A 22,432-nucleotide genomic window follows, 5' to 3' on the forward strand; every position below is an offset into this window, starting at 1 on the left:
GAGACCTGCCTTACGGTTTTGCCCGCGCTTCCGTCCGCACCGCGCGCACGAATTTCGGTTTTTGCAGCGTTCCCGTCACGTTCCAAGCCTGTTCGTCGCCGCGCGTCATCAACAGATTTAATCCACTGCCCGGAGCAGCCGCTCCACTGACCTGATATATACCGTCGTGTGATTGGAGCCTGCCCGCATTCAGCTTCCAGTCTCCGCTCTTTACTTTCAGATCTCCGCCAAACAGATGCACCGGGAATGGCTTGGCGGCGTCCGGAAGTTCTACATGAGTCAGAGTCCCATTGCGCATCGTGAACTGCAAGTCACCATCCGCGTGTGCCACAACATCCGCGAACGTATCGCCCGTAGTGGTCAGCGTGAATTTCCCGTCGGCGCTCCCCGTGGCCCATGGATCGTTCATGGCAGCGCTAACCTGAGCCATCGACACAGTCTGAAGATTCCCCACGCACTGATAATGAGGTGGCAGAGTGGAAGCGTCGATAACCCAGTTGCCCTGGTGAGTCCCTTGAAAAACTTGTGCCCGCAATCCCGTGAGCGAGATCTTTCCACGATCTAGATCGACCTGCGCGGTGATATCCGACGCGATCACTTTCTTGATCGTCAATCGATTGACGCGCACCCGGCCTCGTGCCCGCATTGCGAGGAGGGGAGATTTTCCCTCCGGTCCCGCAAATGCCAGAATCCGATACCACGGTCGCTTGGTTGGACTCGGTGTAAACCATTCGACCAGGCCGGCTGACGATAGCTGGTCGGCCGCCAGGTCAAACAGAAACACGCAGCCTTCAGGTGCACAATGGCGAGGCGCTTTGACACTACCACTCCAATGGGTATCGCCCGTCCGCGCGGCAATTTTGTCCAGCGTCACCGTATCGGCATCCAGTTTCATCATTGCCGAAGTAATGTCGATCGGCGGATTGAGTCCACGGACGCCGGTACGCAGGTTCCGCAACTGCACCGTGCCGATTGGGTGGGGAGCCGCGAATCCTTGCCATATTCCGGCGACGCTTACATCCAAGTGGGCAGAACCTTCTGCGACCGGATGAAATCCCGCAACGCCCAACGTGTTTTCCAGCCGATACAAATTTTGCACTTGCGTGTCGCCGCGCAACGTAAGCCGATAGCCGGACGCGGAAATCCATCCTGATGCCATCGCCGGTGCCGGAGCACCCATTCCAAGCGGGAAGGGCCCAACGCGCAAATGTGCTTCAATCGGATTCTCTTCTGTCGTTGCGGATGGCGTTTGCGGCTTCACCATTACGCGCTGCGGGAGTTTTGTGCGTCCAGCCACAACGGCCAACGGAACATTGCCAAACACAATTTCGTCTTTTCCACGGTTGGACGACAGGCGCACCGCGGCAGCTGTACCATCGCCAGTGAATTGCATCGCGCCGTCCGTGCTCTCCGCTCGCACATTGGCATCGAGGCGTCCAGTTGCAACAAGATCTGCAGGCAAGTTCTTCTTAGTTTGTCGCAACAACAGGAGCAGGGAAGCGAGAGGGACTTTTTCAGCCGAGAAGCTCAAATCGTAGTTCGGATTCTGACGTAACGGCCCGACTCTGCCCTGCAAACGAAGCGTTCCCTCTTGTACAGGAGCGTCGCACAATACATCGCCAAGCGTGCTGTCATCGGTGCTGTAATGCGCCGAACAAGTTGTTGCCAGGCGCACTCCACTGCTCAGGATGTCGTAACGCCGGAACTCGTCAACGCTCAATGCGCTGTGCAACGTCAGCGATCGCGGCGTGCCCGAGAGACTTGCCTGCAGTTGCACGCCGCCCCTCCATCCGCGATCTCTGCCGCTGAATAGTTTGGTGAGCTGTCCTAACTGTCCCTTCTGCCATTGCACGGCCACCTGCACGGGAGTGTCTGACAGGCTGGCAGCGCGTTGCCAACTCGCGTTGACCTGGATCGTCCCCGTATCGGTGAGGTTGAAATCCGTGCGTACCGGCTGCGCCTTCATGCGCGCGCCCCAGGAATTCTCGCTATCCTGCCAGAGCGCGACATCCGCATCCGTCAGGGCCCATGATTTCTTGGCTTGTCCAATCTTGAAGTTGATGCGCGCATTCGTCGCTTCGAGGTAGGGGAACGCTGGACGCCGCTCGGAGGCCGGCTTGCCGGTCGGCGCGACGGGAATCTGCGAACTGCGCTCGATCAGGCTTGCCAGATTCCATCGTCCCTGATCGTTGCGGACCAGGTTAATACTGGGTTCGTTCGCGCTCAGCGTCGCGATTTCCAGCCGCCATCGAAGTAAAGACCGAAAACGGATTGCCGCTGACACATCCTGCGCACGCACCATCGGCTCGGCGCTGAATGCAGGATCGTCATAGATCACCAGGCCTTCGAGATCGAAGCCCGGCCGCGGCAGCAAGTGGATGCGAACGTTGTCGAGCGCGACCCTCCTGCCGATCGCCGAACCAATCGACCATGCGATCCTCTGCCGCAACTTGTAGACGCCGGGGCGAAACAGAAACAGGATCAAAATCAGTAGTGCCAGCGCAGCCATCCCGCGCTTGGAACGCAGGAATTTCACTGCACAACCTTGAAGGTGCGCGACCAGCGGCTCAGGTCAAAGAAATGAATGACGATATGCGCGACAAATCCCACCCGGTCTTTCCAGTCACGCAGTTGGTACTGGTTCGGCGGCGTCACAAATGACCAGTAGATAAACATCGGCCGTCCGATGACATTTTCCTGTGGGATGAATCCCCAGAAGCGGCTGTCGTAACTGACATTGCGGTTGTCACCCATCGCAAAGAAACTGCTGGGAGGCACTACGATGTCGTCACCCTTGATGAACTTGGGGAGCGCGTCCTGCCACTCCGGCGTCACCCCGTACATATCCGGCGGCACAGCCGGAAAGTTTTCCCGGTAAGGGCGCGTTACCTCAACATTCGGGTCGTCATTTTTGTAGCGGGTATACGACTCTTGCAGCTTCTCGCCATTCCGGTAAACGACCGCATCGCGCAAATGAATGTGATCCCCCGGGATGCCGATGATCCGTTTCACCACAAACAACCCACGTTCGGATGGGGAGAGAAAAACCACGATGTCCCCGCGCCGGATATCGCGATAGGGCATCAGTGGTCCCATCCATTTTGTCGGCGCCGCGAATTGCTCGCGGTTCACGAACACGTGATCGCCAATCAGCAGCGTATCTTCCATGGAACTCGATGGAATTTCGAACGCCTGCAGGATAAACGTAATAATGAAGAGACCGGTGACCAGGACTCCAGCGAGCGATGCCAGAAATTCCACCGTCGTCTCCCGCGGCTTTTCAACTTCCGGAGTTTCTTGCTCTTTTTCTTTCTTAGGCACGTGTGAATTCCATTTCAGAATATCGGCTCAGCGCGGGATCGACAGCGTTCGCGACCACCGAGTCTTATCGAAAAAATGTACAACAGTGTGAAAGAAAGATCCTACGCGGTCAGCCGCTTCGGGAACACTGACTTGTTCGCCCGGTGTGTCGAAGGACCAATAGATGAACATCGGACGTCCGATCAGATTCTCCTCGGGGAGGAACCCCCAAAACCGGCTGTCATAGCTTACGTCGCGATTGTCGCCCATCGCAAAGTACGATCCCGCCGGGACGACCACGTCTTGTCCCTGGATATGGGAAGGCAATTCGTCAGCCCATTTCCGATTGGTGACGCCGTAGCCTTCCAGCGGTGGCAAAGAGGGGAAATTATCGGTGTACGGGTTGTGGTCACGCTTATGCCGGACAAACGGCTCTACCAGTTTCTCGCCGTTGCGATAAACAACATCATCAACCAAGTGGATCCGGTCGCCGGGAACGCCGATGACCCGCTTCACCAGAAACAGGCCCGGCTGTTCGGGTGACAGGAAGACCGCGATCTCATCGTGATGCACAGTACGGTACGGCATCAGCGGTCCCATCCAACGCGAGGGCGGAGCGAACTGTTCGCGGTTTACAAAGAGGTGATCGCCGATCAGCAGCGTGTCCTCCATCGAACTGGATGGAATAGCGAAGGCCTGGATCACGAACGTGATGATGAACAGTCCTGTCACCAGCACTTCAGCCAGGGAGGCGAGAAATTCCACGGCAGTCTCGCGTGGCTTTTGTTCTCCAGGTGTTTTGGTTTCTTTGGCCACGAGGTTATCGGTCTCGGAAGTTGATTTTTTCAGCGTACCAGCCGGAACGTGCGCTCCCAGCGAGTGATCTGGAACATGTGAGTGACAGCGTAAGCAAGGTGATAAAGTCTATCACCCGCGCTCGGCGATCCAGTGAGATCGTTGTTCAGGCTCGATGCCGACCAGTAGATCAGTAACGGACGTCCAATGATATTTTCTCGCGGTACGAAGCCCCAGTACCGGCTGTCCTGGCTGTCGTCGCGGTTATCGCCCAACACAAAATAGCTGTCTTCGGGGACGATCAACTGCTTGTCCTCGACCAGTTTTCGCATCTGCATCCACCAGCGCGCTGTCACGCCGAAAGCCGGCGTGTCGGTGCGGGGAAAATCATCGCGGTAAGGCTGGCGGTCGGGAGCGATGTATTGCACAAAGGGTTCCCGTAACTCAGATCCGTTGACATAAACCCGCTTGTTAATCAGGCGTACTCGATCACCGGGCACTCCCACGACTCGTTTTACGAAATGTTGGATCGGATTCACGGGATAGTGAAAGACCACAATGTCGCCTCGGCCGATCTTGCGATACGGCAAGACATGGTTCAGGAGCCCGCTTTCGCCGTAACAGAACTTGTCTACGAGGAGGTAATCGCCGATGAGCAGCGTCTGCTCCATCGATTCCGAGGGGATCGTAAAGGCCTGCACCAGAAACGTGACCACGAAAACGGCAATCACGATTGTTCCCGCAACCGATTGAACGGTGGCCGGCCAGTCACTGGCAGAAAATTTTTCACTCCACGACATAAAATAATACGGCGTAAATCACGCCGGTTCGCTACATCCCTCGCCGGCCTATGAGTCTTTTACAGCCCGATCTCGCGCCCATTCCGGTGACGTCGCGATATGTTCCAACACTTGCCGCGCCGCTTCCTGCTCTGCGCGTTTCTTGGTCGGACCCTGTGCGCTAGCCACGAAGGCATTCACTTCAGGCTCCGGCAACCGTACTTCCACAGTAAATGTTTTCCGATGCTCCGGTCCTTCTTCTTTCACCAGCGCGTACACCGGTTGACGCATGCCCTCGGCCTGAAGTTTTTCCTGCAATGCCGATTTGAAGTCCATCACTGGAATCTGGCTCGTCTCAAGGTTCATCTGCGCCAGTTCCGGTTCCACTACCGTCCGAAGGATAAAGTCCCGCGCGGCTGCCCATCCTCCATCGAGATAGAGCGCAGCCAGGATCGCCTCCAGTGCGTCCACCAGCAAAGTACCTTTGCTGCGGCCCCCGCTTTTTTCTTCACCACGCCCCAGCCGCAAGTACTGGCCGATCTGTAACTGCTCGGCGACGCGCAACAGATGCCTCTGTCCCACCAGATGCGCGCGCAGTTTGGAAAGATGTCCTTCCTGCAGGCCGGGAAAGCGATGGAAGAGTGACTCCGTTGTCACTAGTCCCAGGACCGCGTCTCCCAGGAACTCCAGCATTTCATTGTCGCCGCGCCGGGTCGAGGGTTCGCGCACGGAGATATCCGTGGCATTCAACATCTCCACTTCCCGTGCCTGTGAACTGTGTGTGAGCGCCTGCTCGATGAGTTCCTGGCGCTGGAAGTGGTATCCCAGGCTTTCTTCCAGCGCCCTGATGTCAGGTCGGTTCATGATTCCGTGGACCGTCGTGCAGCGAATGTGGCGGTCAATTCTTCGGGGGCTGCGCCTGTGGTTGAGTCGAAGGCGGCGCGGTGCCTCCAGTGAGTTGCTGCAGGCGATTCCGTTCCTGTCGCGCCAGCGTCCCCAGTTGCGAACCTTCCGGAGTCAGTTCTACCGCGCGGTTTGCGACCTTGAGTGCATCCGGGTACTTGGTCTGCTTGTCCAGTGAGATTGCCAGGCGCAACACGACAACCGGATCAGGCTGGGCTGGATACGCATCGATCGATTTCTGCAGATTGTCTTGTGCGCCCACGAAATTGTCTTTCTTGAAATCGATTGTTCCCATCACCGAATATGCGTTGGAGCGCAACAAGGATTTGTAGGCATCAATCTTCTCCTGAGGTGTCCCGGCGTTGAAGACAACATCGGTCTCGACCGTCTGGGTGGCCTTCTGCGCCATTTTCTGGGCCTCGTCATAGCGTTGATCCTTGTCGAGATCGGAGTCGCGCGTCCGTTCCGAAATTACTTCTGCGACAATTACCAGCGCCTCGGGATCGTCTCCATCCATGCTGAGTACCTTGCGGCCAACGGCTTCGGTCCTTTCCCCGTTGTTGGCGGCCTGGTAGGTGCGCATGGCAGCCTGGTACAGGAGCTTGCGCAGTTCGCTATCCGGAAACTTGATAGCGAAATCTTCACCACCTTTTTCGAGCGCGGCAGGATCCTTGAGTGCCGCCACGGCGTTATAAGCATCGAGTTCCGGCTGCGTCTTGGCCTGCGGTGGACGCTTCGCAGCAGAGGCTGTCGGGGCGGCAGGCTGCGCTGCGGTTGTTTGTCCGGCGGGTGGGGTCGCGGGTGCAGTCTGCGGCGCGGCCTGACCGTAGGCCTGCGTTCGGGCCCAAGCGGTTATGCTCAATAGGGCCGTCGTCATCACCATCGCTGTTCGCTTCATGGATTCTCCCTGGAAAGTTTGAAAAATCTTATCGCTTTATTGTTGTGGCGGCTGCGCCGACGCTGGAGGCTCATACGGCTGATCAATTCCACGCTGTGCCGCAACCTTGGCTTCGGGAAGCGTAATGCCAGCCACCTCGAGCGCGGCACGGTAATGATCCACCGCCACGTCCCGTTCCTCTTTGAGATCGAAAATGCGTCCCAGATAAATATGCGACCACGCGATCACCTTGGGCTCGTGTGCCATTTGCAGAGCGCGTTCAAAATAACCGCGCGCTCCTTCAATATCGCGATTGCGCGTCGCAATCTGCGCCAAAATAAATAGTGCCCGCCCGGGATCTTCCTGGCTCTCATCCAGAGCCTGTTGCGCCAGTTTTTGCGCGGTTGCGATATCGCCGGCTGCAAAACGCCGCTCCGCATTCAGCAACAGCTGCTCATTCCTTGGACGTGCCAGGTGCAGCAATTCCGGTGCCGCGTCACCCGCGTACTGGATCAGCCCCGTACGCCTCATTTCCTTGGTCACGTCGATTCCATTCAGAATCTCGGCATACATCGCGCGCATTCCGGCAGGATCTTTTTCAAACTTGATCAAAGCCTCATAAAAATAGCGCGTCAGAACGTAGCCTTCCTGGTCCGACTGATCCAGGTTCTTCAAAGGCTCCGCTTCCGGTGTCTTGCTGGAACCAGAAGTACGCAATTCGATCGCCCGTACCAGACATTCCGTTACCAGCAATGAAATGTTGCTCTTGAAAGCCTCGTCCATGGGAGAGCTCTTGACCTGTTCGAGCAAAGGCTCCAGCCGTTTGAACGATGCCCCGTTCTTCATCGCCAGCGGGTCGAGCAGGTAGTGCAAGTACGTATGCCGGATTTGCTGCATCTTCAGGGAGTTCGACGGCGAAATTACAATGTAGTAGTTCGACGCATAGTTCCGCGCATTCACCTGTCCGGGCGCACCCATGGCGTCGACAAAGACCTGAAACTCCCGCCCCAGGTATCCCGACGAAGGCAACTTCAGATAAATCTCGGTGTCGAATGTCATCTTCGACAAGGGCGCGTGATAGGCCTCGGTCAGTTGTGCGTAACGCGGACGGTTCTTCTCCCAGATTGCGTGCATTCCTGCTTTGCTGTAGAACGCCTGCAGCAGCGGAACGAAGGCCGCAACGGTGACCGCTTCCGGCGGCAACTCCGCCTGTTTTGCTTTAAGGGCAAAGCTGGGAGCATCTTCCATGTACAGCGCCAGGGACACATACTGGGCGAGGTCACGAGACGGATCCGGAGGCTGATGTTCGCGATAAAATTCACACATCGGCTGGAGCGCGTCCTGCGCCGTCGGCGTGTTCTGCACCGCCTTGCTTACTTCCGCCCTGATCTGTGCCCGCAACGGATCCGAAGTATTCAATTCCTGATCGTAGCCACAGGTATTGATGGCGGTCAGAACCGTGAACAGCGTCTCATTCGTATCCAGGGACACATCAGGAGCGTTCTCGGCCAAAGAGGAGGATGTCACCCATACAACGACACTGAGAATCAGCGTTAGTCGGATACTACGTCCCAGGGAATCCTCCCGATCGCGGCGCAGACGGATCTCTATAGAAGTAGTGTACGAAGGGATGAATTCCGGGTCAAACGTAGCCGGGTACCTGCCGGACACTTCATGCTTCGGGCCCGGTCCGCCAGCGGACGGCTCAAACGAACTACTGCTTCTTGCATTCACTACTGACTTGCTTTCACTGTTTCTTGCTTTTGCGGCCGCTAGCCCCAACGCCGCTAGCTTTAACTATTGCTAGCTTGCACAGCTTCTTGCTTTTGCTGCCGCTAGCCTCAACGCCGCTAGCTTAACGACTGCTCTTGCTTTTGGGTGGCGCAGCGGTTTACCGCTGCGGTATGCGGTCAGAATTAGAATCGGGCTTCAGCCCGTGCCAAGTGGCGCTGTTGCCTAGCCCCTGACGCTGATCTTTGAGAACGAAATCACCGCCCGCCCCGCCGTAGGCCGTCCCATCGACAGCGCCGGACGGAACGTAGTAAAGATCAGAATCTTCTTCACTTCTGGCAGCACCGATCCCGCATCTTCCGGCTGCGAAAGGATGCGATAGTCCTCTACCCGGCCGTTGGCATCCACGAACGCCATGATTACGACCGAGTCGTCGCCGCTTCCGCTCAAGGACGTACCGAACATCGTCTGCTCCAGTTGCGGAGCGCTATACAGCATCAGCGGAACGTCTCCGCTCGAAGCCTGTAATTGTCCCGGCAGCGCAAAGAATCCGAGCAGGAATCCAAAGATCAGTACCGCGCTTACCAGTCCAGCCGTAGCCGGAACCATGAATGCATTCAACGCATTTTCCACACGGATCAGCAATCCTTGGAATCTTGGCCGACGTGCTTCCGCTACCCTCTGCGAAACTGCCACTCTCAACTTAAGAGCCAAATCCGCGGGAGCCTTCTTCGGGCCCAATCCCGCCAACAACTGTTGCGCACGCTGGAGCGCCGCATATTCTCGCGTGCATCGGACACACTGTTCCAGATGGCGGCTGAGCGCGTGCATCTCCACGCCGCTCACTTGTCCATCCAGATACGGCGAGAACAATTCCCTGACGTCGCCGCATTTCATGATGTCACCTCAGCCTCTCTGCTACCACGCGATCTCTGGGAAACTTTCTCAACTTCTTCCTCTACGGGCGGAGCCAGCAATCCCATTTCCGCTCCCACCTCGCGCACATATCCTGCCAATATTTTTCGCAATGCTTGCCGTCCGCGCGTGATCCGCGATTTCACCGTGCCCAGAGAAATCTGCAGCACTTCGGCGATCTCTTCGTACGACATCTCTTCCAGATCGCGCAGGATCAACGCCGCCTGAAACGGCTCGGGCACCTGATGCAAGGCTTTTTCGACCGCTGTGTGAACCTCGCCATGCGCGAAGTTCTCGAACGGCGATTCACCCGGATCAACCAGTCGATCCCCCAGGCAATACTCGTGTCCTTCCGTTTCGACGGGCTCGATTGTCGTCTCTTGCGCCTTGTGTCGGAACCACCACCGTCTTCGGTTGGCCGCTTCGTGCAGAGCGATCCGGTAGATCCAGGTTTTGAGGCTCGATTCGCCGTGGAAGTGTTTCATCCCACGAAAGACTTTCAAGAAAACTTCTTGGGTAGTGTCGGCCGCATCGGACGGGTCATTCACGATGCGATAGACCAGGCTGTAGATCGGTTGATGAAATTCACCGATCAGCCAGACGTAAGCCTGTTCGGACCCCGCCTTCAATTCCGCGATTACGGCGGACTCCTGGGTTCGGGCTCCGAGGGCGCTTGCGAGATCGCTCAAAGTCGTAGCTCCCGCCATATCGTTCTCCTGGCGTTCCCCAATTATAGGATTACCGCAGCCCGTCAGCAGGAATTCTTCGTCACCTCCGAATCCCCACCTTAGTTACTTAGACCCCGCTACCCTTGGCGAAGTTCCGCACGCCGTAAGCAACGTGTTTTCAATAGAATACAGGAAATAAATACGCCAGGCGTCATTTTGCGCCCAGCCCCGTTAGGGGCGACTGAAAATAGCCCGGCGCTCCAGCGCCGGGAACACTCCGTGGGACTGATTCAAAGTCCCGGAGGGACGGTTGATCAGCCCATCACATACTTTGCGTCGTATGCGATCTCGTGTTTGGTCAAGAACGCCGTAAATTCCTCTTCAAAGCCGCGTTTGTGATGATGTTCGGCCTGTGCCTGAATATATGCGATCGTACTCACCTGTTGCGAAACCCCCACGGAAAATGCGCCATATCCTTCCTGCCATGCGAATCCGTTGGCGCCGGAATCATTCATCCACTTTGATGACCCGCCCTTCATGAGTTGTATTGCTTTGGCGAGCGCCATCGTTGACGGAAGTGACAGCAGAATGTGTACGTGGTTGTCGATACCTCCAATGGCCAGGGCTTTGAATCCATTCTTGCGTGCGATTCCTCCCAGGTACGCCTAAAGATCCGATTGTTTCGCCGGCGGAATAAGTCCGCGGCGTCCTTTGGTTGAAAACACGCAGTGGAAGAGAGCGGAGACGTAAGTGTGGCCCATTCAGTTCAGCCGTCCCTCCGGGACTAAACTCATCGTAGAGCTGGAAACCCGGCGCTGAAGCGCCGGGCTATTTTCAGTTTGTCCCGCAGATTGCCAGCGCATTTTCTGAGCCTACACAGGGCGTGCACGGACTCGCAGTGACGCCGGCCACTGCTTAGTTGTGACGAATCCCTTCCACAAACCAGCCCCTCAAGCCGCGACGGATCCTGCACGCGGTAACGAGCCTCGCATTCCGGTGACGGACATCGCATCCGGTAACCCGCCCCGCAACCGGCGACAGGCATCGCATGCGGTAACGAGCCGCGCAACCGGCAGCAGACATCGCATCGGGTAAACAGCCCTCGCAAGTGGCGACCGACATCGCATCCGGTAAACAGCCCTCGCAAGTGGTGACCGACATTGCATCCGGTAACCACCCGCTCAAGCGGCACACCGACATCTCCGTCCGGCGCCCAGCCCCGCAAGGGGCGACTGAAAATAGCCCGGCGCTTCAGCGCCGGGAACGCGCGGCGGAATTGATGCAAGTCCCGGAGGGACGGCTGATCATCCCTCGACAATCTAGCCACCGTACAATATTTTCACCCCTCATTCGTCTACACCTGTAGATGAGCGGCGCAGCGAGCCTGGAGCGGATGGCGATCGAACAGGACCAGCGGATCTCCGATGTGGTCGAGCAGGAGCAGTCTCGCCTGCGCAACTTCATTCGCCGCCGTGTCCCGGATCCCGGTGACGCCGAGGATATCCTGCAGGACGTCTTCTACGAACTGGTGGAAGCGAATCGCCTGCTGATGCCGATCGAGCACGTTACGGGATGGTTGTTTCGCGTAGCCCGCAATCGCATTACGGACCTCTTCCGGAAGAAGAAGCCGGAGAACTTCAGTGATACCGCGATTGCCGGAAATAGCGAAGGCGACGAAGGTCCACAGCTGCAGATCGAAGACCTGCTGCCTTCGCCTGACGCCGGACCGGATGCACTCTTCGTCCGCAACCTGCTCATCGACGAACTGGAGTCAGCCCTCGACGAGTTACCCGACGAACAGCGCGAAGTATTCGTCGCGCACGAACTTGAAGGCCGCAGCTTCAAAGAGATCGCCGCCGATACCGGCGTAGGCGTGAATACGCTGCTCTCGCGAAAACGCTATGCGGTGCTGCATCTCCGTGAGCGCTTGCAGACGATCTACAAAGAATTTACGAAGGCATAAAAACAAGTTTCAGGAAACGCGAATTTACGAAACATGAGGAACCGCATATGAGAAAGAAATGGTTTTTTTTCGCACCTTTGGCAATTGTCGGGATCGTGGCATTTGTGGCGCTCGGCGGTGAAGTTGTACGGCTACTGTGGAATTGGCTGCTGCCTTCGCTTTTCGGCTGGCGTGAAATCACGTTCTGGCAAGGACTCGGCCTGCTTGCTCTTTGCCGGATCCTTTTCGGCGGGTTCGGACACCACGGTCACGCCCGCGGCCACTTCCGCGACCGCATGCGGAATCGCTGCAAGCACATGACCCCCGAAGAGCGCGAACGATTCCGACGAGGAATTCGCGAGGGTTGGGTTGCCGGGCCAGCCGCCGGCGAAAGTAAGCAAGCGTAGGACGCATCCCCCATCCTTGCGCGTCTTGTGAGCAAGGATGGGGTTGCGAGCGGCCCTTGTCGTCCAGTTCAGCCCGGGATAATCTTGCTGTGCATCCTTCCTGCCCCGGGACCCATGAAGCGCCACGTCCTCATCTACGGCCTAATCGGCGGACTCCTGATTGCCGCCCTCAAATGGACGGAGTATCACTTCCTGGTCGTCGAACACTCGATCGAAATCTATGGCGGGCTCATCGCAGCCACCTTCGCCCTCCTCGGTATCTGGCTCGGCCTCAAATTAACCAGGCAGCCGAAGATCGTGATCCGGGAAGTCCCGGTCACCGTCCCCGCCGATGTTTCTTCTCTTGTGCGCGACAAATCTGGCGAGACGATTAAAGATGATAAGAAGAGGGAAGACCTCGGCATCACCCGCCGCGAACTCGAAATCCTCGAACTGATCGCCCGGGGCATGAGCAACCGCGAGATCGCCGAAAAGCTCTATGTCAGCGAGAACACAGTCAAGACTCATTCCAGTCGTGTTTTCGACAAATTAGGCGCCCGCCGCCGCACCCAAGCCGTCCAACTGGGCAAGGAACTCGGCCTGCTTCCCTAAATTGCTCACTCAAAAGAGTGATTTTTGCCTCCGCGCCTGAAAACCACCCAAAAGGATGACGACAGAAACTCGCTTATTTGGGTATATTCACATCCTCGAAGGGGTATTGAAATGGCGAAGGTGACGGGGATTGGTGGCGTGTTCATTCAATCGAAAGATAGTAGCAAGACACTTGCGGCCTGGTATCAGAAACACCTTGGGATTCAGCTCACGGAGTGGGGAGGAGCAGTGCTTCGGTGGCCTGACGATAAGGCCGAAGATAAAGGCGTGACCGCATGGCATGTGGCAGCCAAAGATAGCGATTGGTTTAGCCCCAGCAAATCAAGCTTCATGATCAATTATCGGATCGACGACATGGCGGGAATGATCGCCCAGCTTAAGGCCGGCGGTGTGGAAATCTTAAAAGGTCCTGAGTCCCACGAGAACGGCAAGTTCGCCTGGATCATGGACCCGGAGGGAAATAAGGTAGAACTCTGGGAACCAAAGAGTTGGGACGATAAAAACAAAACACCCTGATCGGCTCAACCAATCAGCTACCTAGATGAGAACCCCATAAGGAAACGAATCGAGATGAAAAAAACCATACTGATTTTCGGGCTGATTTCTGGCGCCATCTCCACGCTGATGATGGTGGTCTCCATGCTTTACGCGGACAAGATCGGCTTTGATCGCGGCTACGTGGTCGGCTACACGGCCATTGTGCTCTCGTTCTTGCTGGTGTACTTCGGCATCCGCTCGTACCGTGACAACGTCGGTAATGGCCAGATCACGTTCGCGAAGGGTTTTGCCGTCGGGATCTCCATCACCCTGATTTCGTGCCTGTGCTATGTGGTGAGTTGGGAAATTCTCTACTTCAACTTCATGCCCGATTTCATGGATAAATATGGCGCCCACATGGTCGAGAAGCTAAAAGCCTCGGGCGCGACCGAGGCCACCATCCAGACAAAGGTTCAGGACCTGGAAAAATTGAAAGCCATGTACAAGAACCCACTCTTCAACGCCGCCATGACTTTCATCGAACCGTTCCCGGTCGGACTGGTCATCACCCTGCTCTCTGCGCTGATTCTGAAAAAGAAACCGCAGACTCAACCGGCACCGCTGCCAGCATCCACGTAAGAAGGGAAATGGAGTGCACCCGCGGCGCGGCGATTTGGCCCTAACGCAGCGAGGGGCTGGAACCTAAGGCCTAAGAAACAGGAAACGAGAAACCAAGAGCCGCTCGACTACTTCTTCGTGGTCGGCGGCGTCGCAGCCGCCGGAGGCGTGGTGGTCGTCGTAGCCGGCTTCGCGGGCGCCTTCTTCTTCACCACTTTCTTCGGAGGCTCCGTGTCGTCAACCACAACCTTCTTTGGCGTCGGAGGAGGTGCCGCTGCTTGCGCTGCTTTGATCTGATTGCGGAGCCGTGTCAGCTCCGCTTCTTTGGCGGTTGACAACGTCTGCATGCGCTCGCCCAGTGCCCGTCGTGCGCTTTGCAGAGAACTCATGTCGTTGCTGAGATTCTGATATTCATCCTTCGTGCCGAACGCTCCCGCCGATTCGACGACCTGTCCAAACACGTCATAGAGCGCGTCCAGGTTGCGGTACAACTTGAAACTCGCCGCCAGATCCTCAGGAGAATTGCTGAGTTGCGTGATCATTTCCGGCATCGCCGATTGCACGTTGCGCCGCAGGGACTCCACGTTGCCCTGGATCTCACGCTTGATGGCCGAATCGGCTTTCCACTTTTCGACCCGCGTCTTTGCCAGATCGCCGTCAATGTTCTGCGCCGTCTGCTTCACCTGCGCGAGGATATTGTTGAGTTCGCTGGCCGATGCATACGCTACCGGCGGAGCGTCATTCGGGGTCGATTGCGCACTCGCCACCGCAGCCAGTGCCACCACCGCACCAGCTATCCACGGGCGAAAACAGTTTCGAGAGAGAGACATGGGGCTCCAAATACTTCCTTATTGTGCCGCCCATTATCCTAGATGAGTTTGACTCCCCGCGAAAGGTGGGCGAGAATTGAAAGTGTAGTCCCCACCGGGTGTTCCAAGTATGTGGGCCTGTGGCGCAGCTGGGAGCGCGCTTCCATGGCATGGAAGAGGTCGTCGGTTCGATCCCGACCAGGTCCACCAAATCCCCCAACAACTTAGACGGGACGAACGCTTGCAGCTACGGCGTTTGTGTCATGCTTTGTGTCATAACCCGCCGTTCTAGTGCTCACAGCGAGAGTTTCCATTGCGGTGCGCTTGGCTTCCATGCGGACGTGACTGTACCGCTCCAGCATGCGACGGCTCACGTGACCCGCTATCGCCATGATTGTTGAATCTGACGTGCCGTTTTCCGCAAGCTGTGTAATAGCGCAATGCCGCAGATCGTGGAACCGGAACCCAGGCAGGCCCGCTTTCTTGGTCAGTGCCCGCCAAGCCGTGCGCCAGCTCTTCACGTGCCGCGTCGGATCAAAAGCCGTCACGTTGTAGCCGATAACTCGCTTCCCGCTGAAGGTGAACTTGGGAACGAAAGCAGCAAAGACAAAGTGCGACGGCTCAACCGTACCGAAGTTCTCTGCCCTTCGGCGTAGCCTTGCCAGCGCGGAGAGCGATACCTCAGTGAGAGGAACCATCCTCTCGCCCGCAGCCGTTTTGGATTTGCGAATCGTCAGTGTGCGATTGAACAGGTCCACGTCGCACCATTGCAGCCCTTTCAACTCACAGCCTCTTGCAGTGGTGTTCAGGCAAAGGATCGCCGCAAGGTAAGCCGTTTCCCACTCAGGCCGCATTACAGCCGTTTTGAGAAGTCGCAGCTTTTCTTCCTCAGTGATTGCCCGCCCGATAGTGCTCGGCTCTTTGAGCGGCCTTATATCGTCAGCAACACGTGCCCAGAGCTTTGCTCGCTTCAGAATACGGCGCAAGATTCCCAGCTCAGCGTTGAGTGTAGCGGGCCCAACTTTCTGTTCAGCTCTCCATGTCCGGTAGTCGGTGATCCGTTTCACAGTGATGGTCTTGATCGGCTCCTGTTTGAAGTACGCCCGCAGTTGCACCAAGAGTTGCTTTTCCTTCGCTTGGCTGGCGGGCGCCAACTCCAGTTTCCGAGCGCCCACATACTCATCCGCTGCCTGTGCAAATGGCAGGCGGGCGAGTGTAGTGGAATTGTGCGTTAGTTTCCCATCGGAAGCCTCTGCGATGAGTTGTTTCTCTTTGGCCTGTGCTTCTCGCCAGTCCTTAGTTCCTAGGGATTGCCGAAAGCGCTGGCCATTAACAACGAAGTGGCAATGCCACGTCTTACCGCGTTTTACGAGAGCCATTTGAGACACCTCCTATTCCGATTTGTGTTTCTTGGTCCACTTTGCTTTGTTCCTGTGCCATGCGATTCTGTTGGACTCGTTCTTACCTTGACTTCGGCACTTCCGCTTCCCGCAGTACACAACTCGCTTGTCCGGTTCGATAAAGCAGGTTTGGCAGAATCGGCAAACCTTCAGGTACTCACGTGGGCAGGCGGAAACTTCCAGTTCAATGAGTCGGGCGAGGGTATTCACTCGAAGCGTTGCCTTTCCCGGATAGAACTGGAGCACCTCGTCACTCTGGACAGTGACCGCTGTCCCTGAATCAACAAACGTTCCCTCTGCGATGGAGCGCTTGAGGGTGACTGCCAATTCATCAGGGAAGATGTCCAAGTTAGGGGCTTTGAGATTCCATAAGCGTCTAATGCTTGCCTGACACGATCGCCAGTCATCGACGGTGAACGAGAACGTGTGCCCTCTTTCCTCGCGGAAGCATGGACGTAAGAGAAGAGGCCCGTATTTCTTGGTAAAGGCCACTATGCCCTCGGGTGTGTCTTGCCAGTTCGCGAACTTCTCGCACAACAGAGGGGACTTGAGGTCGATGAAATCAACCGAATTATCAGCCCAACGGCCAACTACGTTGCCTTGTTCCAGCGTAACGGTTTCTGATTGAACTCCTACCATGACGGAAAACTCCAAAATCGGTGGCTTATTTCCTAGGAATGACTTTGCCATTGATTCCTTCCTGTGGGGGATAGTACACCTACATCTACAACATCGCAACAACGAATCAAAAGGAGCTTGATAGTGATGCAGAATACAAAAGACACATGCACGGTTCCTCAGGCAGCTAGGTGCCTGAGCGTCAGTCTAAAGTGGGTTCGTGATCTGATCTATGCAGGTCGCCTTCCTGCGCAGAAGACTGGCGGGCGCTGGTACATCCGGAAGGCGGACTTGGAGTTTCGCTTGAAACAGCGGAGCGAATCATGACCACCGGGTGTCCGCGACTCTTGAATCTCATCGCCGTTGCCGAAGTGTGCTGCGTTTCGCCTCACACGGTTCGTAAATGGGTGCGAGAAGGGAAGCTCACGCCTTTGCGCATCTGTCGCCGATTGCTCTTTCACCCGGACGAACTCGTCAGATTTCTGGGAGAGGCGAAATGAAACCACTACCGCAAAAGAAGGTTGGGCCGAGGCTCGTACCGGAGCCTGAAACTGCAATTCAATGGCGGGACTATGACCGGATCAGTCCGGGCGTGTATCCCGCTTGTTGCCGTTGGGCGAAGTCATACCGTGACCCAGGATTCAAACGCTGGACTTGCTTGATACGTTTTGAAGTGCTCGCGGACGATCTCGTGCGAGTGTTGGCTCACGTACCGTTCTGGCTGAACCTTGGGACGGGTGACCAACCGGACGCAGGACGAAGGAGGAAGTATTTCAAAGAATGGGTGCGAGCCAATGGTCAGCCGCCTTCGAGACGAGATCGTTTGTCCCCGAGGGTGTTTACTGGGCGGATGGCGCACGTCGAAATTGGGGACACAAAGGGCGACGCGCCGTATTCGGTAGTGCGAGATATTGTCTCTTGGGAAAGCGGCCCACGTCGTGTCACTCAGTCATCAAGTCACACAGTCAAGGGAGGCACCTTTTAAACGCGCCAGAGACAATGGGTTATCCGGCATGAATGACAAAAGGTTTCGGCCCGAGCCGGGGTCGAGGGTTGTACTCACTCACATCAACACACCCAAGGGACGGGCGTTCTGAGAAATTGGTTCGCCCGTCAAAGGCACTTCGCGACAACGGCAACTCATGTAGTTAGTCGCTATGATCGCGAGAGGTGATTGTTCACGCCTGTAGCTGCGACGTGACTTCGCGTATTCTGATTGCATCATGCCCCGCGGTTCTCACCTCAAAACTGGCGTCACTGCTCGCCATCGCAAAGTGGCAAGATCGATCCTTGTCGAGGGTAAGGCCATTCGCACCGCCCTGCTCGATGCCGGATATTCGCGGGCGAGTGCAAATCAAGGAATGGCAAGGATTAAGCGCTCAGTTCCGCTGGCAGTTGCGTATGCGCAAGAGGTGGAACGGCTAAAGAATTTGCCTGTCCCGCCTGCTGAGGCTCGTGCGCAGATCATCCGCAGCAAATTGCTTGAGAACGTGGCGAATAATTCCGACAGCGCAGTGCAGAGTCTAAAGCTATTGGGCCAGGATCGGGAATTGTCACTCTGGCAGCCCGAGGTCCAGCAAGGAATCATCGTTCTCAGCACGCCTGCCGCATGGCAAGACCCCGAGGTTCGGAAACGGATATTGCAGGCCCCGGACGAGTAGAGTCCGAGCAATGGCTTTCCACGTAAGGTGAACCGCAGTGGTGCATTAGGCTATGAGGAGTGGCCCGAACAGTAACGACTTCCCCAAGTGAAATTCTCCAGGCTGGAAAGGGTGCGGAACATGAAAAGCTCCAGAAGAAGCTTCGCGTTGGCAGCGAGTGTGGCTGTTCTCGTAGCCTCCACGTGTTCGGCGGGAGAACACAAAGACTATCCGGTTACCCTGAAGATACTGGAAACTGATGCAGTCTCTTCCAAAGCAGACGGGACCAGAACAACAACATCTTGCACCAGCAGTGGCTTAGGTGAGGTCACCTGCGACTCCAGACAGGTTTCGGCGGCACAGCACACAGAACTGGTTTCCTTCGCGGACGCTTCGGACGGAAAGCTATACATGATTTCATGCGTACAAGGTGTTGGGGGCAGCTTTCTGGCTGGTGCTGGGCAAGCCATGGCAGCAAATGCAGGCGTTGCCACGGTGAGTGTTGTGCTGTTCCTCCCGGCGACTACAAGGCAAGGTGGGACAAAGGCCGTCTCAAGGTATTGTACGAAAAGAACGGTAAATTCAAGGAAACTGCTTTTATTGTTCTCAGTTCTGCCGCGATGCCTCCTGCAAAACCTCCGGACACGGGGCAAAACACTGAGTCCAACCGGACTTTGGTTCTTTTTTCTTCTATTCCGCCGGGAGCGGAGATTCAAATGGACGGGAACTTCGTCGGTTCTACACCCTCATCGATCCCGGCAGCACCAGGCGAACACTCCGTCAGAATCACAAAAAATGGATACAGGCCTTGGGAGCGCACCGTTAAGACTTTAGGTGGAGAAGTGACAATCAGTGCCGAATTGGAAGCCGTATCTAAGTGAAACTATACGAGCAACATCGCCATTACACTCATTGACCAGCGGGTCACATTCCGACCCCGAGCTGAGTTGTTGGTGATAACGCCTGATTACAACAATCACCGCAATTGCGACGACATCTAGACCATGCTGAATTGACAGAGCATCCAAACGAAAGTTAGCGTTATCTACATCGAAGGGGTGTTTCATACAATCCCTATCGACGGAGACTCCCATGCAATCACCTTCGCAGCCCCAGTCTTACATTTTTGTGATTGTGCTTTTCTGCACCGTCGCCTTTTCTCAGAGCTTCCAATACACCACGTTGCAAGTGCCCGGAAGCTCATATACGGTTGCTCTCGGCATTAATAATAGCGGGCAGATTGTGGGGAGCTTCGTCGTAAATGACAAGCAGTCAGGGTTTTTGTATTCGGGCGGCAGTTTTCAAACGATAGCCTGCCCCAATTCGAGTTTCACCATCGCTCAAGGAATTAATGACAGCGGGGTGATTGTCGGTTGGTGCGATCCCACTGGATCGGCCCAGGGATTCATCTATCAGAATGGCAACTTCGCTTACCTGAACTATCCGGGATCTACCCTGACTGCTTTGATGGGAGTCAACGATCTTGGCGACATAGTGGGCGTCTATCAACTGGGCAGTCAGTTCGGCTTCGTCTATCGCAATGGCGTGTTTAAGACTCTCGGCACTGCACGGAGTGCGAACGGGATTAACCAGAGCGAGACGATTGCGGCAAACATCTGCGGCGCTCGATGCCACGGTATTGTTAAGGCGAAAACCAAGAAAGGCTGGACCGTTGTGCAGAAAGTTCAATACCCAGGGGCGGCCTCCACAGGATTGGGCGGCATCAACGACAACGGCGATCTTTCAGGAGCGTGGGGGCCCACTCAGGACGGGCAGCAGGAGGGATTTGTCTACTTCAAAGATACGAACACATTTTTCGGATTTAATATTCAACACAGTCCAGACATGGAAGTGACGGGAATCAACAACTCACGGCAAGTCGTTGGGTTTTACGGCACGGGATCAGGTTTGCATGGATTTTACGGTACCGTGAGCGAATGAGTTAAAGTCAGGCTAGTTCCATCCCGCAACATAGACCGTTAGACTCTCTTGCCCGCCGTGATTGTTGGCGTTAAATCGCAATTACACCAACTACCCGGCCCGGCTGAGGGCAGTTGTTGGTGAAATCGCCTGTTTACATCAACTGACAATCCGCCCATTTTTCTGGGCACCTGCCTAAAGATTGAATCGCATTCTCAGAGACTGTACGCTTAGCGGGCATGCTACTTAGCCGGGTAATTCTCATCGTTGTGGTTGGACTGTTTTCGGCAACCTCGTTTTCCCAATCAGGGCGACAACCTGGCGAAGAACGCGACCGGGCTGACACACTGATTCAGAATGCGGCCAAGAAATTCGCCGTAGGAGACTTTAAGGGAAATGTGGAGCTTCTGAAGGAAGCAGCGACAATAGACCCTGGAAACCCTAGGGTGTGGTGGAAACTCTGTGAAGGTTATTCCTTAACGGACGAACTAAGTCTCGCCGTGAGGGCCTGCGAGCGCAATGTCGAGCTAAACCCAGACGGAATCTCATACAACTCCTTGGGATTGGCATTTCTCGCTCAGCATGATTTTGCCCAAGCCACCCAAGCATTCGAGAAAGCGATAGCGGACCCCAAGGTGCCACCGATTGTCTATCAGAATCTGATGTGGGCGGTGTTTGGGTCGAAGCAGTACAAGAAAGCAGTCGCCTTTGGTCGGCGATATGTTCAAGCCAGCGTTGGAGATGACTACCATTTGAAGATAGCCTACGAATTACTGGGAGTAGCCTATGACAAAACTGGCCAACTCCACCAAGCACAAGAGGCATTTGGGAAGGCCAACGTCAAGTCGTGCGGGATTGGCGTCCACGAGAATGGCGACCAGCGCCTAGATTGTCACGATTGACTCCACGCGGTCTCCAGCCAAGTTCGCATAACATCGCGATTACACCAACTACTCGTTCCGGCAAACCGTGGGGCAGTTCTCGGTGAAATCGCCTGATCTAGTCAGGAATTTTTGCTCTACGACAACCTCTAGTTGGCCTTCTACGACTTTTGCGATTTAGCCCACAGGGTTGCAGAACTGGCAATCGCCATGACAAAGAAAAGCATGGCTCCGTCAAGGAAACTCCTATAGGAAATCGGGACTCTCCCTGGAGACGGGAGCGGGAACACGAAAACACCGAACACTGTTAGTCCCCGTGTGATTAGCGCGAGGACTGTGCAAATGATGCCGAGCCAATAGGCGGCGCTGCATAGATGTTTTTCCATGTTCATTCTCCTTGTTTAGCTGCGGCTGGAATCTTAGGACTAGAGGTGGAGCAAGTCAATGAAAGCCGGGAAGTTGGCGGCATTTCAGAGCGACTGTTGTCGCAATATCGCCATTGCACTAACTGACCGTGGGTCGTTGCGGGAACCTCAGGGCCATTGTTGGTGTCGTTACTACGGGAGAGCGAAATGCGATTCCTTGTGGGCGCGCTGCTCAGTGTCGTTATCATGTCTGCAACTAACGCGCAAACTTCAAATGAATTTCAGACGAGGGGCGGGTTCACGATCCGTCGCGGTCCGGTGCGCGGTGTCTTTACACCCGAGGAACGTAGTAACTATATCCTGCGCAGAGCACCGATATACCCTCCTGAAGCACTTGCCAAAGGCATTCAAGGATTGGTTAAGGTCGGTCACGAGATCGGCAAGGATGGGGTTCCCCAGCAGATTGAAGTATTAAGCGGCCCTTCGGAATTGGTGAATGCCTCGTTGGACGCGGTAAAGCAATGGCGCTATAAGCCTTTCAAGTTGAACGGAGAGCCAGTGGTTGTAGAAATGACTTGCGATATCAACTTTGAAATCCTACCAGTGAAGCCTGTTGCCAGAACAGACAATCCCTGAACGAGGTCGTTGGCGTAACTCGCGATTACACCAACAACCGCCCCAGGTGGCTCCGCGCCCGACGCCGAACCAAGAGTAGTTGGTGTAATCGCCTGTTAACAACAGTTGTCATCAACTTGGGGTGACGTAGCGAGGCTTCCCGACTAAAATCTGGGCTTCG

General features: G+C 55.7%; 24 protein-coding genes, 1 tRNA gene and 1 pseudogene. 13 read left to right on the top strand and 13 right to left on the bottom strand.

The window, feature by feature from the left end; genetic code table 11:
- Positions 1 to 10 precede the first annotated feature (10 nt).
- The 10 genes and pseudogenes from HY010_05660 to tnpA all read right to left on the bottom strand — a co-directional run bounded on the left by HY010_05660 (position 11) and on the right by tnpA (position 10,729).
- Positions 11 to 2,536, bottom strand: a complete 2,526-nt coding sequence (locus HY010_05660) for an AsmA family protein (protein MBI3475197.1) — start codon at positions 2,534 to 2,536, stop codon at positions 11 to 13.
- Entirely contained in the window at positions 2,533 to 3,321 is a 789-nt protein-coding gene (gene lepB, locus HY010_05665) for a signal peptidase I (protein ID MBI3475198.1), read from the bottom strand. Before lepB (HY010_05665) ends, HY010_05660 begins: the two co-directional genes overlap by 4 nt.
- Positions 3,322 to 3,348: 27 nt before the next feature.
- The gene (gene lepB / locus HY010_05670; GenBank protein MBI3475199.1) at positions 3,349 to 4,116 is read right to left on the bottom strand and encodes a signal peptidase I; all 768 of its coding nucleotides are present in this window, start codon (positions 4,114 to 4,116) and stop codon (positions 3,349 to 3,351) included.
- Between the two features lie 29 nt (positions 4,117 to 4,145).
- Positions 4,146 to 4,895: a signal peptidase I gene (gene lepB, locus HY010_05675; protein ID MBI3475200.1), complete on the bottom strand. Its 750-nt coding sequence runs from the start codon at positions 4,893 to 4,895 to the stop codon at positions 4,146 to 4,148.
- A 48-nt stretch (positions 4,896 to 4,943) separates the two neighbouring features.
- Positions 4,944 to 5,738, bottom strand: a complete 795-nt coding sequence (gene rnc, locus HY010_05680; GenBank protein ID MBI3475201.1) for a ribonuclease III — start codon at positions 5,736 to 5,738, stop codon at positions 4,944 to 4,946.
- 34 nt (positions 5,739 to 5,772) lie between these two features.
- Entirely contained in the window at positions 5,773 to 6,675 is a 903-nt protein-coding gene (locus HY010_05685; protein ID MBI3475202.1) for a hypothetical protein, read from the bottom strand.
- A gap of 36 nt (positions 6,676 to 6,711) precedes the next feature.
- Positions 6,712 to 8,145 (bottom strand): hypothetical protein, encoded by a 1,434-nt coding sequence (locus HY010_05690; GenBank protein MBI3475203.1) that lies wholly within the window; start codon positions 8,143 to 8,145, stop codon positions 6,712 to 6,714.
- A 465-nt stretch (positions 8,146 to 8,610) separates the two neighbouring features.
- A complete protein-coding gene (locus HY010_05695; protein ID MBI3475204.1) occupies positions 8,611 to 9,282 on the bottom strand; it encodes a zf-HC2 domain-containing protein in 672 nt (223 codons plus the stop codon).
- Positions 9,279 to 10,007, bottom strand: a complete 729-nt coding sequence (locus HY010_05700; GenBank protein MBI3475205.1) for a sigma-70 family RNA polymerase sigma factor — start codon at positions 10,005 to 10,007, stop codon at positions 9,279 to 9,281. The genes HY010_05695 and HY010_05700 overlap by 4 nt, the downstream gene beginning before the upstream one ends.
- 275 nt (positions 10,008 to 10,282) lie before the next feature.
- Positions 10,283 to 10,729: pseudogene (gene tnpA / locus HY010_05705) on the bottom strand (IS200/IS605 family transposase).
- 632 nt (positions 10,730 to 11,361) lie between these two features.
- Between tnpA and HY010_05710 the strand changes: the two are divergent.
- From HY010_05710 to HY010_05730, 5 genes are all read left to right on the top strand, one after another.
- On the top strand, positions 11,362 to 11,931 hold the full coding sequence (locus HY010_05710) for a sigma-70 family RNA polymerase sigma factor (protein ID MBI3475206.1): 570 nt from the start codon (positions 11,362 to 11,364) through the stop codon (positions 11,929 to 11,931).
- Positions 11,932 to 11,978: 47 nt separating this feature from the next.
- Complete coding sequence (locus tag HY010_05715) at positions 11,979 to 12,317, top strand: hypothetical protein (protein MBI3475207.1); 339 nt, start codon at positions 11,979 to 11,981, stop codon at positions 12,315 to 12,317.
- 114 nt (positions 12,318 to 12,431) lie between these two features.
- Complete coding sequence (locus HY010_05720; protein MBI3475208.1) at positions 12,432 to 12,908, top strand: response regulator transcription factor; 477 nt, start codon at positions 12,432 to 12,434, stop codon at positions 12,906 to 12,908.
- A 111-nt stretch (positions 12,909 to 13,019) separates the two neighbouring features.
- Positions 13,020 to 13,424: a VOC family protein gene (locus HY010_05725; protein MBI3475209.1), complete on the top strand. Its 405-nt coding sequence runs from the start codon at positions 13,020 to 13,022 to the stop codon at positions 13,422 to 13,424.
- 54 nt (positions 13,425 to 13,478) lie between these two features.
- Positions 13,479 to 14,024, top strand: coding sequence for a DUF4199 domain-containing protein (locus HY010_05730; protein MBI3475210.1), 546 nt, complete (start codon positions 13,479 to 13,481; stop codon positions 14,022 to 14,024).
- A gap of 107 nt (positions 14,025 to 14,131) precedes the next feature.
- Here HY010_05730 and HY010_05735 read toward each other — a convergent pair whose 3' ends face one another.
- Positions 14,132 to 14,833, bottom strand: coding sequence for a hypothetical protein (locus HY010_05735; protein ID MBI3475211.1), 702 nt, complete (start codon positions 14,831 to 14,833; stop codon positions 14,132 to 14,134).
- Between the two features lie 113 nt (positions 14,834 to 14,946).
- Between HY010_05735 and HY010_05740 the strand changes: the two genes are divergently transcribed.
- Positions 14,947 to 15,022 (top strand) — tRNA-Ala (locus HY010_05740).
- Between the two features lie 14 nt (positions 15,023 to 15,036).
- On the opposite strand, the gene HY010_05745 is transcribed toward HY010_05740, so the two are convergent.
- Positions 15,037 to 16,191, bottom strand: coding sequence for a tyrosine-type recombinase/integrase (locus HY010_05745; protein MBI3475212.1), 1,155 nt, complete (start codon positions 16,189 to 16,191; stop codon positions 15,037 to 15,039).
- Positions 16,192 to 16,203: 12 nt separating this feature from the next.
- Positions 16,204 to 16,902 carry a hypothetical protein gene (locus tag HY010_05750; GenBank protein MBI3475213.1) on the bottom strand — a complete coding sequence of 233 codons (699 nt, stop codon included), beginning with the start codon at positions 16,900 to 16,902 and terminating at the stop codon, positions 16,204 to 16,206.
- A gap of 75 nt (positions 16,903 to 16,977) precedes the next feature.
- Here HY010_05750 and HY010_05755 point away from each other — a divergent pair, with 75 nt between their 5' ends.
- The 7 genes from HY010_05755 to HY010_05785 all read left to right on the top strand — a co-directional run bounded on the left by HY010_05755 (position 16,978) and on the right by HY010_05785 (position 22,272).
- Positions 16,978 to 17,157: a helix-turn-helix domain-containing protein gene (locus HY010_05755; protein ID MBI3475214.1), complete on the top strand. Its 180-nt coding sequence runs from the start codon at positions 16,978 to 16,980 to the stop codon at positions 17,155 to 17,157.
- A complete protein-coding gene (locus HY010_05760) occupies positions 17,154 to 17,330 on the top strand; it encodes a helix-turn-helix domain-containing protein (protein ID MBI3475215.1) in 177 nt (58 codons plus the stop codon). Before HY010_05755 ends, HY010_05760 begins: the two co-directional genes overlap by 4 nt.
- Positions 17,331 to 18,053: 723 nt before the next feature.
- Positions 18,054 to 18,491, top strand: a complete 438-nt coding sequence (locus HY010_05765; protein MBI3475216.1) for a hypothetical protein — start codon at positions 18,054 to 18,056, stop codon at positions 18,489 to 18,491.
- Between the two features lie 539 nt (positions 18,492 to 19,030).
- The gene (locus HY010_05770; GenBank protein MBI3475217.1) at positions 19,031 to 19,351 is read left to right on the top strand and encodes a PEGA domain-containing protein; all 321 of its coding nucleotides are present in this window, start codon (positions 19,031 to 19,033) and stop codon (positions 19,349 to 19,351) included.
- A gap of 211 nt (positions 19,352 to 19,562) precedes the next feature.
- Positions 19,563 to 20,411, top strand: coding sequence for a hypothetical protein (locus HY010_05775; GenBank protein ID MBI3475218.1), 849 nt, complete (start codon positions 19,563 to 19,565; stop codon positions 20,409 to 20,411).
- Positions 20,412 to 20,629: 218 nt separating this feature from the next.
- Positions 20,630 to 21,292 carry a hypothetical protein gene (locus tag HY010_05780; GenBank protein ID MBI3475219.1) on the top strand — a complete coding sequence of 221 codons (663 nt, stop codon included), beginning with the start codon at positions 20,630 to 20,632 and terminating at the stop codon, positions 21,290 to 21,292.
- A gap of 551 nt (positions 21,293 to 21,843) precedes the next feature.
- Positions 21,844 to 22,272 (top strand): energy transducer TonB, encoded by a 429-nt coding sequence (locus tag HY010_05785; GenBank protein MBI3475220.1) that lies wholly within the window; start codon positions 21,844 to 21,846, stop codon positions 22,270 to 22,272.
- Positions 22,273 to 22,432: the final 160 nt, after the last annotated feature.

The sequence above is a fragment of the Acidobacteriota bacterium genome (genome assembly GCA_016196065.1).
Lineage (GTDB): Bacteria > Acidobacteriota > Terriglobia > Terriglobales > Acidobacteriaceae > Acidiflorens.